Genomic DNA, 17,232 nt, shown 5'->3' on the forward strand with positions numbered 1-17,232 from the left:
GTGACAGACACCACCGGCGCCGGCACCCGTCTCGACGATGAGCGCTTGGAACTCCTGCGCCGCAAGCTCGCCGAGCGCGGCCTGGCCAGGTCGACCGGCGCGGCTTCCGTCGCCACCTACGACGAGCCACGCATGTCCGCCGGCCAGCACCGGATGTGGTTCGTGCAGTCGGTCGATCCCGACAGCGCGTTGCTCAACATCTGCGTCTCCTATCGCCTCACCGGCGCCGTCGACGCCACGCGGCTACACCGCGCCGCCGACGCCGTCGCCGCGCGACACCCCGTCCTCCACACGACGTATGACACCGACAGCGAGGGCGACCCGCGGCCCGTCGTCCGCGACGACCTGCGGCCCGAATGGGCCGAACACGACCTGTCCGGGTTGACCGATCAAGCTCGCCGCTTGCGCCTGGATGTGCTGGCGCAGCGGGACTTTCGCCGCCCGTTCGACCTGAGCAAGGATTCACCCCTGCGAGTCACCGTGGCGCACGTGGCCGCCGATGACCTGATACTGCTGATCACCGCGCACCATATCGCCTGGGACGACGGCTCGTGGGCGCCGTTTTTCGCCGACCTGACTCGTGCGTACACCGACCCCGACGGCTTCGCCGCCGCTCCGGTGCTGCCGGCCCCTTCCCACGACCCGACCGCGATCCGTCAGGCGGATCTGGACTATTGGCGGCCGCTGATGGCCGATCTCCCGGAGCCACTGGAACTTCCGGGGCCTAACGGTTCGGTGGTGCCCAGTACCTGGCGCGCGCAACGCGCGACCGCGCCGCTGTCGGCGGACGTCGTCGACCGGGCGGCCGCGCTGGCCCGCGAGACCGGCGCCACGCCCTACATGGTGTTGATGGCCGCGTTCGGCGCCCTGGTGCACCGCTACACCCAGTCGACCGACTTCCTGTTCGCGGCCCCGGTGCTGAACCGCGGCGTGGGAACCGAGGGTGCCATCGGGTACTACGGCAACACCGTGGTGGTCCGGCTGCGCCCGCGGCCGCACCAGACGTTCCGCGAACTGCTGGCGCAGACCCGTGACGGCGCGGTGGGCGCCTTCGCTCATTCGCGGGCCGACCTGGATTGGCTGGTGCGTGAGTCAAACCCCGACCGCCGGCACGGCGCTGACCGGATGACCCGCGTCAGCTTCGGACAGCGGGAGCCCGACGGCGCCGGCTTTTGCCCACCGGGCGTGCGTTGCGCGCGCGCCGAGTTGCGCGGTCATTTCAACCAGCTGCCGCTGAGTCTGATGGTCGAACTGAACCGGACGCCGGATGGCTTGGGCGGCGGCGTGATCGAGGCCGAGTACCTCGTCGAGGTGCTGGATCAGCAGTTGGTGCAGCAACTCCTGCGCCACTACGCCGCCCTGCTGGACAGCGTGCTGTCCGACCCCGACGCGACGCTGTCGGCGTGCGCGCTGATGAACGACGAAGACGCCGAGCGGCTGCGGTCCGTGTCGACCGGTGAAGAATTCGTCACCCCGGCGAGCACCTTGTCCGCGCTGGTCAGCCGGCGAGCGGCGCTCACGCCCGACGCCATCGCGGTCGTCTACGAGGGGCGCGCCTACACCTACCGCGAAATCGATGAAGAGTCGAACCGAGTGGCGCACTGGCTCATCGAGCGTGGAATCGGCACCGAGGATCGCGTCGCGGTCCTGCTGGACAAGTCACCCGAACTGGTCATCACCGCGCTCGGCGTGCTCAAAGCGGGTGGGGTCTACCTTCCGGTGGATCCCACCTACCCGGAGGACAGGCTGAGCTTCATCCTCGGGGACGCGGACGCCAAACTGGTGCTGCGCGAACCGGTTTGCGAAGCGGGGGACTACCCGACCACCGCGCCCACCGCGCTGCTGCGGCCGCTGAGCCCGCAGAACACCGCGTACCTGATCTACACCTCGGGTTCGACCGGGCTGCCCAAGGGCGTTCCGGTGCCCCACGCGCCCATCGCCGAGTACTTCGTCTGGTTCGGCGAGGAGTACCGGATCGACGAAACCGACCGGCTGTTACAGGTGGCGTCGCCCAGCTTCGACGTGTCGATGGGCGAAATCTTCGGCACCTTGATCATGGGTGCCCGACTGGTGATTCCGCGCCCCGACGGGCTGCGCGACATCGGCTATCTCACCGACCTTCTGGCCCGCGAAGGCATCACGTCGATGCACTTCGTGCCGTCGCTGCTGGGTCTGTTCCTGTCGTTGCCCGGCGTCAGCCAGTGGCGCACGTTGCGGCGCGTGCCCATCGGCGGGGAGGCCCTGCCCGGCGAGATCGCCGACAAGTTCCACGCCACCTTCGACGCGTCGCTGCACAACTTCTACGGCCCGACCGAGACGGTCGTGAACTGCACCAGCTACCCGGTGGAGGGCACCCAGGGCACGCGGGTGGTGCCGATCGGCCGGCCCAAGATCAACACGCAGGTGTACCTGCTCGACAACGCCCTGCAGCCCGTTCCCATCGGGGTGATCGGTGAAATCTACATCGCCGGAACACATGTCGCGCACGGATACCACCGCAGGCCGCAGCTGACGGCCGAGCGCTTCGTCGCCGACCCCTTCACCCCCGGCGGGCGGATGTACCGCTCCGGCGACCTGGCCCGGCGCAACGCCAACGGGGACATCGAGTTCGTCGGCCGCGCCGACGAGCAGGTGAAGATCCGCGGTTTCCGCATCGAGTTGGGCGAGATCGCCGCCGCCATCTCGGTCGACCCCAGCGTCGGACAAGCCGTCGTGCTGGCCATGGACCTGCCTCAGTTGGGCAAGAGCCTGGTGGGATACGTGACTCCGGCCGAGGGCGCTGGCACGGAAACGGTTGACGTCGAACGCATCCGCGCTCGGGTGGCCGCCGCGCTGCCGGACTACATGACGCCGGCCGCCTATGTGGTGCTCGACGAGATCCCGATCACCGCCCATCAAAAGATCGACCGCGCCGCGCTGCCGCAGCCGCAGCTCGCGGCCGGCACCGAGTACCGCGACCCCACGACACCCACGGAAATCCGGGTCGCCCAACTATTTTCGGGGCTGCTCGGCCACGAGCGGGTGGGTGTCGACGACTCGTTCTTCGATCTGGGCGGGCACTCGCTGGTCGCCACCAAACTGGTCACCGCGATCCGCGCGGAGTGCGGCGTGGAACTCGGCATCCGCGACGTGTTCGAGCTCGCCACGGTGGGCCTGCTGGCGGAGCGGGTCGACCAGCTGAGCTCGGGCCAACTGACGCAGTCGCGCCCCAGGCTGATCGCGACCGCACACGACGAGCCGATGCCGCTGTCGGCGTCGCAGCTGCGCAGCTGGTTCGCCTATCGCCTGGACGGGCCCAGCCCCGTCAACAACATTCCCTTCGCGGCCAAGCTGACCGGACCGTGGGACATCGATGCGCTGATCGCCGCCGTCGGCGATGTCCTCGCCCGGCACGAAATCCTGCGCACCAGCTACGTCGAGCTGGACGGCGTGCCCTATCAGGTCGTGGGCCCGGCGGGCGTCGAGGTTCCGGTGCGCCGCGCGGAGGGAGTCGGCGAGGCGTGGCTGCAGGAGCAGCTCGACGCCGAGCGGCGCCACTGCTTCGAGCTGGACTCGGAATTGCCGATCCGGGTCGCGGTGCTGCGCACCGAGAACGCGGACGAGCACGTGCTGTCGGTGGTCGTGCACCACATCGCCTCTGACCACTGGTCGGCGGGCGTGCTGTTCTCCGACGTGATGACCGCCTACCGGGCGCGGCGCGGTGGCGAAGCGCCGTCCTGGGCGCCGCTGCGCGTGCAGTACGCCGACTACGCGGCGTGGCAGCGCACGTTTTTGGGTGACGCCAGCGGCCAGGAGTCCGCCATCGCCGGCGAGCAGCGGGAGTACTGGACCCGCAAGCTGGCCGGGCTGCCGGAGGACACCGGGTTGCGCCCGGACTTCCCCCGCCAGCCGGTGTCCAGCGGGGAGGGCGAATCCGTCGACTTCCACATCGACTCGGCGACCCGCGCCAAGCTCGGCGAGCTGTGCCGCGAGTTGGGCATCACCGAATTCATGCTGCTGCAAACGGCTGTGGCCGTGGTGCTGCACAAGGCCGGTGGCGGCGTGGACATTCCGTTGGGCACCCCGGTCGCCGGCCGCACCGAAGCCGAATTGGACCAACTGATCGGCTTTTTCGTCAACATCCTGGTGCTGCGCAACGACATGGACGGCAACCCGACGTTGCGCGAACTGCTGAAACGGGCGCGGGAGACCGCGCTGGCCGCCTACGCCCACCAAGACCTGCCGTTCGACCGGGTGGTCGACAGCGTCAGCCCGGTGCGATCGCTGTCCCGCAACCCGCTGTTCCAGGTCGTCGTGCACGTCCGGGATCACCTGTCCGCCACGCGGGTCATCGAGACCGCGCCCGCGGGCGGCGACGGGCGGGACACCGTGTGCACGTCGCTGGATCCCATCTTCGACATGGCCCACGCCGATCTCAGCGTCAACTTCTTCGGCACCGACGGCGCCGACGACATCGGCTACAACTGCAACGTCATCTTCCGCACCGAGCTCTACAGCAGAAGCACCATCGAGCGGTTGGCGCAATGGCTGACCAGGGCGGTCACCGCGTTCGCCGAGGATCTCGATCAGAGCCTGCGCGACGTTGCGCTGATCGACGCGGGAGAGCAGCGCCGCATCCTGCAGGACTGGAGCCGCGGCGCGCCGCCACCGCAGGACCGGCCGCGCACCATACCCGAGCTGCTGGAACCCAGTCGGGCCTGGGGAGCGGATCGGATCGCGGTGCGCTGCGGGGACGAGCAGATCGATTACCCCGCGCTGCATCGCCGTTCGGACAACTTGGCCGCGCTGCTCGTGAAGAACGGCGCAGGACCGGGCGCGTTGGTCGGGCTGTCAACCCGCCGCAGCATCGACCTGGTGGTGGCGCTGGTGGCCATCATGAAGGCCGGCGCCGGTTACTTCCCCATCGACCCCGGCTATCCCTTGGCGCGAAAGCAATTCATGCTCGACGACGTCACGCCGCCGGTGGTGGTCGCCACGACCGAAGCGGTGGAGACCATGCCGCGCGTGCCGGGGGTCGAAGTGCTTTCGCTGGACGACCCCCACGTGCGCGCGGTGGTGGACAGCGATGGCGTGGACCCCCAGTCGCGGAATGTGCGGCGGCCGCACCCCGATGACCCCATGTATCTGGTGTTCACCTCCGGATCCACCGGCAAGCCGAAAGGCGCGGTGGGCACCCACCGTTCGATGGCGGCCCGGCTGGACTGGCAACTGCGGCACTACCCGCCCAGGACCGAGGACGTGCGGTTGGCGCAGGCGTCGATCACCTTCCTCGAAGGCGGGATGGAGATGCTGGCCGGCCTGGCCGCCGGTGCGACCATGATCCTGGCCGACGACGCCGAGCACCGCGACCCCGAGGCCCTCGGGGAGCTGATGAACCGGTATTCGATCGCCCAGGTGACCGCCGTGCCCAGCCTGGTCTCGGCGTTGGTGGACAGCCGGCCCGACGCCGTGCGCGCGCTGTCGCGGCTGGTGTGCGGTGGCGAGCCGGTCAGCGCGTCGTTGCTGCAACGGCTGGCGTCGGTGTGCGCCGACGACGGCGGGACCGAGTTGTTGAACAACATCGGTTCCACCGAGACCTCCGGCGCGGTGTCCCGCGGGCGGTTGGGCTTGCCGAATCCGCTTGTCGGAAAGCCGGTCCCGGGCGCGCAGGCCTACCTCCTCGACGATGGGCTGCGACCCGTGCCGGTCGGTGTGGTGGGCGAGCTGTACTACGCCGGCGACCAGCTGGCGCGCGGGTACTGGAAGCGCCCCGGCCTGACCGCGACACGGTTCGTCGCCAATCCGTATGGCGGGGAGCCCGGTTCGCGCCTGTACCGCAGCGGCGACCTGGCCCGGTGGACCGAGGACGGCCAACTGGAATTCGTCGGACGCTCCGACCACCAGGTGCAGGTCCGCGGTTTCCGGGTCGAGTTGGCCGAGGTCGAGGCGGCCCTGGCGGCCGCCGACGGCGTCGCCGCCGCAGCCGCCCGCACCTGGGAGGTGCACGGCGGCACGTCGCTGGCCGGATATGTTGTGCCGCAACGGCCGATCGTCGACGACGTCGAAAAGGCGGCCTTCGCGGGGGAGGTGCGCGCCGCGATCGCCACGACCCTGCCGGGCTACATGATGCCGTCGTCGCTGACCGTCCTCGATGTCCTGCCCAAGACCGAATCCGGCAAGTTGAACCGGCCCGGGTTGCCGCGGCCGGCGGTCAGCACCGGCGGTCTGACCGAACCGGCGCGCACGGACACCGAACGGGCGCTGGCCAAGGTGTTCGCCGAACTGCTGTCGACCCCCGAAGTGGGGCGCTTCGACGACTTCTTCGCCCTCGGCGGCGACAGCATCCTGTCGGTGCAGCTGGGCTCGCGCGCACGGGCGGTCGGGCTGGCCGTGAGTCCGCGGATGATCTTCGAGAATCCGACGGTGCAGCAGCTGGCCGCCGCCCTGGACGCCCTGGGCGACGGGGAGGCTGACACCGGGCGGGACGACCAGGCGACCGACGTGCGTTTCGAGCCGATGAGCACCTCCGGTCTCTCGTCGACGGATCTGGCTGCGGTGACCCAACTTTGGTCGGCGTCACGCAAAGGCACGTCATGACGGCCGCCGACACCGACGTCGCGCCCGACATCGAGGACGTGATGGCGCTGAGCCCCCTGCAGGAGGGCTTGTACTCGCTGACCACGCTCGCCGAATTCGCCGACGGCGAAGCGGCGGACGATCCGTACGTGATCGGCATGGCGGCCGACATCTCCGGCGCACTCGATGTCGCGCTGCTGCGCGAGTGCGCGGAGAAGATGTTGGTGCGTCACCCGAACCTGCGGGCCAGCTTCTTCAGCCGGGGCATCCCGCGGCCGGTGCAGATCGTGCCGTCCCGCGTCGAGTTGCCGTGGCGATCCGTCAGCGCGGCACCCGAGGACGTGCCGGCGCTGGAAACCGGCGAACGCCGCCGGCCCTTCGACCTGGAACACGGACCGGCCATCCGCTTCCTGCTGATCGAATTGCCCGGCGCGCAATGGCGTTTGGTGCTCACCGCCCATCACATCGTGATCGACGGCTGGTCGATGCCCGTGTTCATCAACGAGATGATGATCCTGTACCAGGCCGGAGGCGACCTGTCGGCGTTGCCCGTCGCTCCGCGGCCGTACCGCGATTACATCGGCTGGCTGGCCGGGCGTGACCCGGAGACCAGCCAGCAGGTCTGGCGCCGGCACCTCGCCGGGCTGCCGGGCCCCACCCTGCTGGCCGCCGCCCTGGGCTCGATGGACACGACCCAGGGGCGGCAGACGGCGCTGCCGCGCACCACCGAACTGCGGCTGCCGGCGGAGGCCACCGCGCGGCTGGTCGACGAGACCCGTTCGCGCGGCATCACCGTCAACACCTTGATGCAGATGGCGTGGGCGCTGGTGCTGTCCCGGCTCACCGACACCGACGACGTGGTTTTCGGGGTCACGGTGTCGGGCAGGCCGCCCGAGCTGACCGGCGTCGAGACCATGGTGGGTCTGTTCATCAACACCGTGCCGCTGCGGGTGCGGCTCGACCCCGCGGCCAGTGCCGGTGAGCAATGCCGCGCCGTACAGCGCGATGCCGCCCTGCTGCGCGAGCACAGCTATCTCGGGCACGCCCAATTGCGCTCCCTCGGTGGGGTCGGGGAGATGTTCGACACCCTGCTGGTCTATGAGAACTTCCCGATGAACGGACTGTCCTCCGGCGGTGAATTGACCGCCGGCGGTGCGACATTCCGGCCGTCCGCCCTTCAGAACCTGTCGCATTTCCCGATCGCCATCGCCGCCCACATGGACGCCGGCGAACTGGTGGTGCTCATCGAAGTGATCGACGGCGCCCTGGGCGCCATTCCGGCCGCTACGTTCGGGCAGCGGGTGCTGTCCACCGCCGAGCGGCTGTTGCAGGGGTGGGAGCGTCCGCTGCGTGAGGTCAGCGTCCTCTTCGAGGACGAGGCAGCCCCGCTGCGTGCCGCCGGCGCGCCCGCCGCGACGTCACCGCGGTGCATTCACGCGCGGTTCGCCGAGGTCGTGGCCAGGACGCCGGACAGCCCGGCGGTCAGCTGGGCGGGTGGCACGCTGAGCTATCGCGAGCTGGACGACCGGAGCACCCGGCTGGCCGCTCAGCTCGCCCGCAGCGGTGTCACGCCCGAAACACCGGTCGGCATAAGGCTTTTCCGGGGCCCGCGGTACGTCGTCGCGATGCTCGCGGTGCTCAAGGCCGGCGGCATGTGCGTGCCCATGGAGCCGGGGATGCCCCCGGAACGGGTGACCTCGATCCTGCGCCAGTCCGGCGCGTCGATCGTCTTGGACGAGGAGCTGACCGCGCAGCTGCTCGAGTCCGGCGGACCGCACCACGGCTTCGACCCGGTCGACGTCCCGCTCGAGCGGGCCGCGTACGTCGTGTTCACCTCGGGAACCACGGGAGAACCCAAGGGGGTCATCGGGACTCACGGCGCGGTGGGGGCCTACGCCGACGACCATCTGGACCGCGTGCTGCGGCCCGCGGCCGCGCGGCTGGGCCGTCCGCTGCGCATCGCCCACGCGTGGTCGTTCGCCTTTGACGCCGCCTGGCAGCCGTTGGTCGCCCTGCTCGACGGCCATGGCGTGCATGTGGTCGACGAGCACACCCAGACCGATGCCGAGGCGCTGGTCGCGCTGATCGCCGAGCACGGCATCGACATGATCGACACCACCCCGTCGATGTTCGCCCAGCTGCAGGTGTTCGGCCTGCTGACCGATGCGCCGTTGACGGTGCTGGCGCTCGGGGGAGAGGCCCTCGGCAGCGTCGCCTGGGCCCGAATCCGCAAGGCGTGCACCACCACATCGATGGCGGCGTTCAACTGCTACGGGCCGACCGAGACGACGGTCGAGGCGGTGGTCGCCGCGATCGCCGAGCACGACGAGCCCTGCATCGGGCGGCCGACCCGGCACACCCGCGGGTACGTGCTGGATTCCGGGCTGCGTCCGGTGCCGTGCGGCGCGACGGGCGAACTGTACCTGGGCGGCGCCCAGCTGGCCCGCGGCTATCTGGGCCGCGCGGGCGAGACCGCGGCGCGCTTCGTCGCCGACCCGTTCGCACCCGCGCAGCGGATGTATCGAACGGGCGACCTGGTGCGCCGGATGCCCGACGGCACACTGCAATACATCGGTCGCGCCGACGCCCAGGTGAAAATCCGTGGCCACCGCGTCGAGCCCGGGGAGATCGCCGCCGCCCTCGAATCCCATCCCGCCGTCCGGCACGCCGGGGTGCTCGTGCATCAGCACCGCGGCGCGCCGCGGCTGACCGCGTACGTGGCGACCGACCCCACCGGCGACCAGCCGACGGTGCCCGACCTGCGCGGCATGCTCAGCACCCGGCTGCCGCGCTACATGGTGCCGCAGCGCATCGTCCTGGTCGACGAGATCCCGTTGACTCCCAACGGAAAGCTGGACGAATCCGCGCTGGCCGCCGTCGACGTCGCCGAGTCCGTCGGCGGCGCGGCAACACCCGAGACCGCCACCGAATCCGCGCTGGCCGAACTGCTCGCCGAACTGCTCGGGCACCCGCGCGTCGACGTCACCGCGGACTTCCTGCAGCTGGGACTGGACAGCATCATGGCCTTGTCGGTGGTACAGGCGGCGCGGGCCCGCGGAATCGCGCTGCGCGCCAGGCTCGTCCTCGACTGCACCAACGTCCGCGAACTGGCCGACGCGGTCGACTCGGAAACCGCGGCCACCGCCCAGCGGGTGGACGAGACAACCGGACCAATGCCGTTGCTGCCCAACGGCCGATGGCTCTACGAACACGGCGACCCGCGCCGGCTCGCCCAGACCGAAGCCATCCGGTTGCCCGAGACGCTGCGCCGCGAACAACTCGACGCCGCGCTGGCAAGCATCGTCAACGGCCACGAGGTGCTGCGCACCCGGGTCGATCGCTCCACCATGACCCTGGTTCCGGTACCGGCCGCGGACGTCCTGAGCGAACTCAAAGAGGTTGCAGTGGGCGGAGATCTGGGCGCGGCGGTACCGGCCCACGTCGCCGAGGCGGTCGACCGGTTGGACCCCGAACGCGGAACGCTGCTGGCCGCGGTGTGGCTCCGGCCCCCGGCCGGAGAGAGCGTGCTGTTGCTGGCCGCGCACGTCGTCGCGCTGGACCCGGCGTCGTGGCGGGTGATCCTCGGTGAACTCGGTGCCGCCCTGACCGCCGCGGCCACCGGTCACCCGCCGGCACCCATTCGGGAACACACCAGCTATCGGCGCTGGGCCGAGGCGCTCACCGCGCGAGCGCGCGGCCTGGACACGGTGCAGTACTGGGCGTCGGAGTTGGCCGGCGACGATCCCGACCTCGGCGCCCGGCGCCTCGACCCGGACCGTGATCGGGCGCGCGATCTGATCGTCCGCAACGTCCCCACCGACGCCGACCTCACCCGGCGGCTGCTGAATTCGGGTCTGCCGTTACCCACGCTGTTAATCGCCGCCACCGCGGCGACAGTGACGAGCTGGCGCCGGCTACGTGGCCAGGCAACGGCGCCCCCGCTGCTGGCGCTCGAAACCCACGGCCGCGCCGACAGCTTGGTGGACGGTCCGGGCGCGCACACCATCGACACCGGCGACACGGTGGGGCTGCTCAGCTCGATCTACCCCGTGCGGGTGGACTCGGCCGACCCGCACAGGGTGGCGGAGAAATTGGCCGCGATCCCGGGCGATGGGCTCGACTTCGGGTTGCTGCGCTACCTGCGGGACGACACCGCCGAGCGGCTCGCCGGTTTCCCGCCGCCGCAAGTGTTGCTGAATTACCTTGGCGCCGCCCACACCGACGGCGGCACCGGGCTGACGCTCGAACGCGAGCTGCTCGCGGGGGTGTCGCCGGTGCCGGAGCCCGAGCAGGCGGTGCGCCACGAGCTCACCATCGCGGCGATAGTGCTGACGTACGGCGGGGAGCGGGTGCTGGCGGCGCAGTGGCGCGCGCTGCCCGACATTCTCACGGACGCAGACATGACTGCGCTGCAAGGACTTTGGATCGATTCGCTGCGGGAGATGGTGAAATGAGCACACTCGCGATCGTGGGCGCCGGCGCCAAGGCGGTGGCCGTCGCGGCCAAGGCATCGGTGCTTCGCGACATGGGCGTCGAGGTTCCGGACGTGGTCGCCGTGGAACGGATCGGCGTCGCGGCGAACTGGCAGGCCAGCGGCGGCTGGACGGACGGCGCGCATCGGCTGGGCACCAGCCCGGAAAAGGACGTCGGCTTTCCCTACCGCTCGGCGCTGGTGCCGCGCCGTAACGCCGAGTTGGACGAGCGGATGACCCGCTACAGCTGGCAGTCCTATCTGATCGCCACGGCGTCGTTCGCCGAGTGGATCGACCGCGGCAGGCCGGCGCCGGCGCATCGCCGGTGGAGCCAGTATCTGAGTTGGGTCGCCGACCACGTGGGCATGAATGTGGTGCACGGCGAGGTCGAACGGCTGGCTGTCACCGGGGACCGGTGGGCGATCCACACCCACGAAACCACCGTGCACGCCGACGCGTTGATGATCACCGGCCCGGGCCAGGCCGAAAAGTCCTTGCTTCCCGGCAATCCGCGCGTGCTCTCGATCGCCCAGTTCTGGGACCGCGCCGCCAATCACGACCGGATCAGTGCAGAGCGGGTCGCGGTGATCGGCGGTGGTGAGACGGCCGCGGCGATGCTCAATGAGCTGTTCCGGCACCGGGTCTCGAGCATCACGGTCATTTCCCCGCAGGCGACACTGTTCACGCGCGGCGAGGGGTTTTTCGAGAATTCGCTGTTCTCCGATCCCACCAACTGGCCGGCCCTCACCCTGGCCGAACGTCGTGATGCGTTGGCCCGCACGGACCGGGGGGTGTTTTCGTCGAACGTGCAGGAGGCGTTGCTGGCCGATGACCGCATCCATCACCTGCGTGGCCGCGTCGCCCACGCGGTCGGCAGGCAGGGGCAGATCCGGCTGACGCTGTCCACCAACCGCGGCAGCGAGAACCTCGAGACGGTCCACGGGTTTGATCTCGTCATCGACGGCTCCGGCGCCGACTCTTTGTGGTTCGCACCATTGTTCAGCCAGGAAGCGCTTGATCTGCTCGAACTCGGACTGGGTGGGCCCCTGACTTCGGAGCGGCTGCAGGAGGCGATAGGTTATGACCTGGCCGTCACGGACGTCACACCCAAGTTGTTCTTGCCGAACCTGTCGGGACTCACCCAGGGGCCCGGGTTCCCGAACCTGAGCTGCCTTGGACTGCTATCCGATCGGGTGTTGGGTTCCACCGTCAGTCCGTCCAAGCATCCCCTGAGAAGGAGACATGATGAGCACCAACCCCTTTGACGACGAGAACGCGACCTTCGTGGTGCTGGCCAACGACGAGGACCAGCACAGCCTCTGGCCGACCTTCGCCGACACGCCTTCGGGCTGGCGGGTGGTCTTCGGGGAAGCCAGCCGCGCGGACTGCCTAAACTACGTCGAACAGAATTGGTCAGATATCCGCCCCAAGAGCCTGATTGAGGCGCTCGCGGGGGAGTAACCCGCCACTGGCCCTCGCAACAGCAGGCAAGGGACGGCCGCTACACACTTGCGGCACAGGCCATTCAGCGTGTTTTCCCGCGTCGCCGCCGTAGCGTCGTCGTAACGTGACCAACCTGAGACACAAATGCGGGTGTCACCATGCACACTTACACCATCTTCAACCATGAAGACGTGTGACCGCGTGCGGCGCATCCGCGAAATCCCGCAACGGTTCATGTGCATCGAAGGGGGACCTGTGAAAACCGTGAAGTCCATTGCCACGGGCGTGGCGGCGCTGGCCGCCATTGGCGGCGCCGCCGCCGGCGTGGCTTCTGTTGCAGCGCCGATCGGCGCGCATGATGTGCAGCTGGCGGCGTTCGGAGCGCCACTGCCGCAAGACCCGCCGCCGCCTCCGCCCCCGCCGCCGGGCGCGCCTGGGCAATTGCCGACGGCCGATCAGTTGGCCACTCTCTGCAACCAGGTAACCGACCCCGGCGTCAACTACAGGGACAAGGCCAACTTCGTTGAAAACGGCGTCAGTCAAAACGAGGGGATGGTGGCCGACCACGACCTGCGAAAGGCCTACCGCAACGGGAACTTCCCCGAGCAGTTCAACGTGACCAACATCGCCCCGGCGGGTCCGAACATGGCCCAGGCCGACGTCGCCATCACGAGCCCGAAGTTCGCCGGACCGGTCACCAAGCACCTCGCGTTCGTCAACCAAGGCGGGAACTGGGTCTTGCAGCACGACGCGGCGATCGCTCTGATTCAGGCCGCGACCGCCACCAACTGATCACCGCGCGGTGCCTACCGCGCAAACCCGATGCCAGTCTGGCGGATTCGCCAGATGTCTCATGGACACCCCATGCGCCGGCTTCCGCGGGCGCATGGGGTTCGGCAGCTACGGCATCTACGGCCACGCCCGCACAGCGCGCGCACAGGTTGCTCATGTTGTTTGCACAACGGGTCGCCGTAACGTATCGGTGCCGGGACACGAAGTACGAGACGCAAAGGGCACGCTGACACCACCCGTGCGTCAACATTCGTGCCCACCAAAAGGGGGAACCATGAAAACCGTTAAAACGCTTGCCACCAGCGTGGCAGCTCTGGCGATCGTCGGGGGCGCGGCCGCCGGCCTGACCTCGATGTCGGCGCCGAGCACACAGGTCGGGGTGCACCTCGCCACGATCGGCGCGCCGCTTCCGCAGGATCCGCCGCCGGCGCAGCCGGTCGCGGGGGCCAACGTCCCGACGCCCGATCAGCTGACCGGCCTGCTCAACAGCCTGGCGGACCCGAGCGTGTCGTTTAGCAACAAGAGCAACCTGGTGCAGGGCGGCATCAGCGGCATCGAAGCCCACGTCGCCGACAAGAAGCTGCAGAAGGCCGCGAAAAACGGTGACCTGCCCCTGTCGTTCGACGTGACCAACATCCAACCGACCGCCGCCGGTTCGGCGACCGCCGACGTGTCGGTCTCCGGCCCCAAGCTGACGTCACCGGTCACCCAGAACGTCACCTTCGTCAACCAGGGCGGCTGGGTGCTGTCGCGGGCGTCGGCGATGGAGCTGCTGCAGGCCGCCGGTCAGTGATCGGCGCCGAGCGCGCGCAGGTCTAGTTTCGCGACGCGTGCCGGATCCGCCAGCACATCGATCGCCCGGATCCGGCCGGCGCGCACCACGAATCCCATGACGGACGCCGCGTGTCCCCCGACGAAGATGACGGCGCCGGCGGCGCCGTTGACGGTCGCCGCGCGGACCTCGCGGTCGGGACCCGCGTAGGCGCGGGCCAGCCTGGCCACCGAGTCCGCGCCGTCGGCCCGGAACGCCGCCGCGGCCGGGCCGAAGTCACCCCGCAGCACCACGTCGGGATGCAGCACCGACACCAGGCGGTCGAAGTCACCGCTGCGCCCCGCCGCGAAGAAGGCGTCCACCACCTCGCGCTGGGCGGTGAGGTCGCCGTCGGGTTCCGGGTCGGCCCGCTCGATCCGCCGGCGCGCCCGGCTGGCCAGCTTGCGGGCCGACTCCGGCGTCCGGTCGACGACCGTGGCGATCTGATCGAACGGCACGCTGAAGACGTCGTGCAACACGAAGGCCAATCGCTCCGCCGGCGACAGCGTGTCCAGCACCACGAACAGCGCCAGCCCCACCGCGTCGGCCAGCATCGCGCGGTGTTCCGGGTCGAATTCGTCGTCGGCTTCCACGATCGGGTCGGGCAGGCGGCCGGCCAGCTCCTCGCCGCCGTGAGTTCGGCGCTCGCGCAACATGTTCAGGCAGATGCGGGCGACCACGGTGGTCAGCCACGCGTCGGGGTTGGCGATTGTCTCCGCGGAGCTGCCGCTCCACCGCAGCCAGGCCTCCTGCACCGCGTCCTGGGCGTCGTCGATCGAGCCCAGCATGCGATAGGCGAGGGCGCCCAGCCGCGGCCGGGCCGCCTCGAAGCGCGCCGTCAGTGACGGCAGTGACGGCGGTGATGCATCCGGTTTCGTCATGGCCGATCGGTCTCCGGCAGGGCGCACACGCGGTCGCCGGAAAAGCCCGAGGACCCGATGTCGAGCGCGATGTTGAAGCGGGCGCGCAGATTGCCCAAGGTGATGACGTGGGTCAGCGCGACGAGTTGGGCGGTGTCGAAATGCGCTCGCAGCGCGTCGAATAGTTGATCGCTCACGTCGACCGGGGTGCGGCTGATCGCGGTCGCGTAGTCGAGGATCAGTTTGTCGACGTCGGAAAAGCACTGCGCGTCGCGGTAATTGGCCATCCCCAGCAGTTCTTCGTCGGTGATGCCCCATTGCCGGGCGATCTGGGAGCCGAGGTCGATGCAGTATGCGCAACGCACCGTCGTCGCCGACTTCAGCTCGGCCAGCGCGCGGTGACGCGGGCTGAGAACGTCCAGCTTCGATTCGGCCTGCTCCAACTTGCCGTAGGCGTTGAGCAATCTGGGGATGTGGGCATACATCCGCAGCGGTTCCAGCATTCCCGCGGTTTCCAGCCCGGTCATCTGGGCGAGCTTGCGCCTGGTGAAGAAGAAGGCGATCTTGGCGCCCAGGCCGGCGTCGCGGTCGGAGACTCCCTGTAGCCGTGGCATGGCGATCCTCCTGGCAAGTTGTGGTCGTGAACCAACGTCCTCACTAGGTCGACACGCGGGAGGGCCCGAACGTGACCACTAACTCACCCGGGCTGGCCCAGCGGCAGATCCATGTCGAACACGCGGGCGTGCAGCACCGTGCGGTTTCGCAGCGCGGCGCGCACCGCGCGGTGCAGGCCGTCCTCGAGATAGGTGATGCCCTTCCAGCGCACCGCGTGCGGGAACAGGTCGCCGTAGAAGGTCGAGTCCTCCGAGAGCAGGCGGTCCAGCGCGAGCACCGTTGTGGTGGTGACCAATTCGTCGAGCCGGATCTGTTGCGGCGGTATCTGGGACCAATCCCGATAGGACAGGTTGTGCTCGGGATACGGTTTGCCGTCGCGCACGCCCTTGAAAATCATTGGCCGATCTCTCCCGACGTCTCGCTATGCCCCGACCGGTTCATGCTGGAAAGGCTAGTCGGACACCGGTGGTCCCGGCGAGCAGACGCAAAGCACCGCGGCACGCCGACGAAGAGGGACTTTTGCCTGCGCTCGCGCTCCAGTGGTGAGGCCGAGCGAGCCCGAGACCGTAAAATGGACCCGGTCTAACAGCCATCGAAGGAGGTGACGACCAGTGGGAACTGCCGATGACCGTCGGTTCGAGGTGCTGCGGGCCATTGTCGCCGATTTCGTCGCCACCAAAGAACCGATCGGTTCCAAGACGTTGGTGGAGCGCCACAACCTGGGCGTCTCATCGGCGACCGTCCGCAACGACATGGCCGTGCTCGAGGCCGAGGGCTACATCACCCAGCCGCACACCAGTTCCGGGCGGGTCCCCACCGAGAAGGGCTACCGCGAATTCGTCGACCGGCTCGACGACGTCAAGCCGCTGTCCTCCGCCGAACGGCGCGCGATCCAAGGCTTCCTGGAGTCCGGTGTCGACCTCGACGACGTCCTGCGCCGCGCGGTACGGCTGCTCTCGCAGCTGACCCGGCAGGTGGCCGTCGTGCAGTACCCGACGCTGTCGTCGTCGACCGTGCGCCACCTGGAAGTGATCGCCCTGACGCCCGCGCGGCTGCTGATGGTCGTCATCACCGACTCCGGCCGGGTGGACCAGCGCGTCGTCGAACTCGGCGACGTCATCGACGACCACGAACTCTCGCAGCTGCGGGAGATGCTGGGCCAGGCGCTGGTGGGCAAGAAGCTGTCGGCCGCCTCGATCGCGGTGGCCGACCTCGCCGGACAGCTGAGCAGCCCGGAGGGCCTGGGCGACGCGGTGGGCCGATCGGCGACGGTGTTGCTGGAGTCACTGGTCGAGCACACCGAGGAACGCTTGCTGATGGGCGGTACCGCCAACCTGACCCGCAACGCCGCCGATTTCGGTGGCTCGCTGCGCTCCATCCTGGAGGCGCTCGAGGAGCAGGTGGTGGTCCTGCGGTTGCTGGCGGCCCAGCAAGAAGCCGGTAAGGTGACGGTGCGCATCGGCCACGAGACGGCCGCCGAGCAGATACTGGGCACTTCCGTGGTGACCACCGCCTACGGCACCTCCGACACCGTTTACGGGGGAATGGGTGTGCTGGGGCCCACCCGGATGGACTATCCGGGAACTATCGCCAGCGTTGCTGCGGTTGCCCTGTATATCGGCGAAGTCCTGGGTGCTCGATGAACGCGCACCCGCTGTGTGGGTAGGCGCGGAGAAAGACCAGG

The 17,232-nt window shown here is 69.3% G+C and carries 10 protein-coding genes; 7 read left to right on the top strand and 3 right to left on the bottom strand.

Features of this window, described 5'->3' with window-relative positions; translation table 11 throughout:
• From JF781_RS08240 to JF781_RS08265, 6 genes are all read left to right on the top strand, one after another.
• Complete coding sequence (locus JF781_RS08240; protein WP_225326923.1) at positions 1–6,576, top strand: non-ribosomal peptide synthetase; 6,576 nt, start codon at positions 1–3, stop codon at positions 6,574–6,576.
• Positions 6,573–11,009, top strand: coding sequence for a non-ribosomal peptide synthetase (locus JF781_RS08245; protein WP_225326922.1), 4,437 nt, complete (start codon positions 6,573–6,575; stop codon positions 11,007–11,009). Before JF781_RS08240 ends, JF781_RS08245 begins: the two co-directional genes overlap by 4 nt.
• On the top strand, positions 11,006–12,292 hold the full coding sequence (gene mbtG, locus JF781_RS08250) for an NADPH-dependent L-lysine N(6)-monooxygenase MbtG (protein WP_225326921.1): 1,287 nt from the start codon (positions 11,006–11,008) through the stop codon (positions 12,290–12,292). The genes JF781_RS08245 and mbtG overlap by 4 nt, the downstream gene beginning before the upstream one ends.
• Positions 12,273–12,488, top strand: coding sequence for an MbtH family protein (locus JF781_RS08255; protein WP_225326920.1), 216 nt, complete (start codon positions 12,273–12,275; stop codon positions 12,486–12,488). Before mbtG ends, JF781_RS08255 begins: the two co-directional genes overlap by 20 nt.
• 237 nt (positions 12,489–12,725) lie before the next feature.
• On the top strand, positions 12,726–13,262 hold the full coding sequence (locus JF781_RS08260; protein WP_225327039.1) for a hypothetical protein: 537 nt from the start codon (positions 12,726–12,728) through the stop codon (positions 13,260–13,262).
• Between the two features lie 274 nt (positions 13,263–13,536).
• On the top strand, positions 13,537–14,055 hold the full coding sequence (locus JF781_RS08265) for a hypothetical protein (protein ID WP_225326919.1): 519 nt from the start codon (positions 13,537–13,539) through the stop codon (positions 14,053–14,055).
• Here the strand turns inward: JF781_RS08265 and JF781_RS08270 are convergent.
• The 3 genes from JF781_RS08270 to JF781_RS08280 form a co-directional block, all read right to left on the bottom strand.
• A complete protein-coding gene (locus JF781_RS08270; protein ID WP_225326918.1) occupies positions 14,049–14,954 on the bottom strand; it encodes a sigma-70 family RNA polymerase sigma factor in 906 nt (301 codons plus the stop codon). The two genes, JF781_RS08265 and JF781_RS08270, sit on opposite strands and share 7 nt — an antisense overlap.
• Positions 14,951–15,547 carry a carboxymuconolactone decarboxylase family protein gene (locus tag JF781_RS08275; protein ID WP_225326917.1) on the bottom strand — a complete coding sequence of 199 codons (597 nt, stop codon included), beginning with the start codon at positions 15,545–15,547 and terminating at the stop codon, positions 14,951–14,953. The genes JF781_RS08270 and JF781_RS08275 overlap by 4 nt, the downstream gene beginning before the upstream one ends.
• Before the next feature lie 83 nt (positions 15,548–15,630).
• Positions 15,631–15,945 (bottom strand): type II toxin-antitoxin system VapB family antitoxin, encoded by a 315-nt coding sequence (locus JF781_RS08280; protein ID WP_225326916.1) that lies wholly within the window; start codon positions 15,943–15,945, stop codon positions 15,631–15,633.
• A 214-nt stretch (positions 15,946–16,159) separates the two neighbouring features.
• Between JF781_RS08280 and hrcA the strand changes: the two genes are divergently transcribed.
• A complete protein-coding gene (gene hrcA, locus JF781_RS08285; RefSeq protein ID WP_225326915.1) occupies positions 16,160–17,191 on the top strand; it encodes a heat-inducible transcriptional repressor HrcA in 1,032 nt (343 codons plus the stop codon).
• Positions 17,192–17,232: the final 41 nt, after the last annotated feature.

The sequence above is a fragment of the Mycobacterium sp. WUMAC-067 genome (assembly GCF_020217485.1).
Taxonomy (GTDB): Bacteria; Actinomycetota; Actinomycetes; order Mycobacteriales; family Mycobacteriaceae; genus Mycobacterium.

What these genes read in the sequence shown, in the direction of transcription:
- JF781_RS08270 (WP_225326918.1), bottom strand. Translation starts at nt 14,954, where the DNA reads ATGACGAAACCGGATGCATCACCGCCGTCACTGCCGTCACTGACGGCG.
- JF781_RS08275 (WP_225326917.1), bottom strand. Translation starts at nt 15,547, where the DNA reads ATGCCACGGCTACAGGGAGTCTCCGACCGCGACGCCGGCCTGGGCGCC.
- JF781_RS08265 (WP_225326919.1), top strand. Translation starts at nt 13,537, where the DNA reads ATGAAAACCGTTAAAACGCTTGCCACCAGCGTGGCAGCTCTGGCGATC.
- JF781_RS08280 (WP_225326916.1), bottom strand. Translation starts at nt 15,945, where the DNA reads ATGATTTTCAAGGGCGTGCGCGACGGCAAACCGTATCCCGAGCACAAC.
- mbtG (WP_225326921.1), top strand. Translation starts at nt 11,006, where the DNA reads ATGAGCACACTCGCGATCGTGGGCGCCGGCGCCAAGGCGGTGGCCGTC.
- JF781_RS08245 (WP_225326922.1), top strand. Translation starts at nt 6,573, where the DNA reads ATGACGGCCGCCGACACCGACGTCGCGCCCGACATCGAGGACGTGATG.
- JF781_RS08255 (WP_225326920.1), top strand. Translation starts at nt 12,273, where the DNA reads ATGAGCACCAACCCCTTTGACGACGAGAACGCGACCTTCGTGGTGCTG.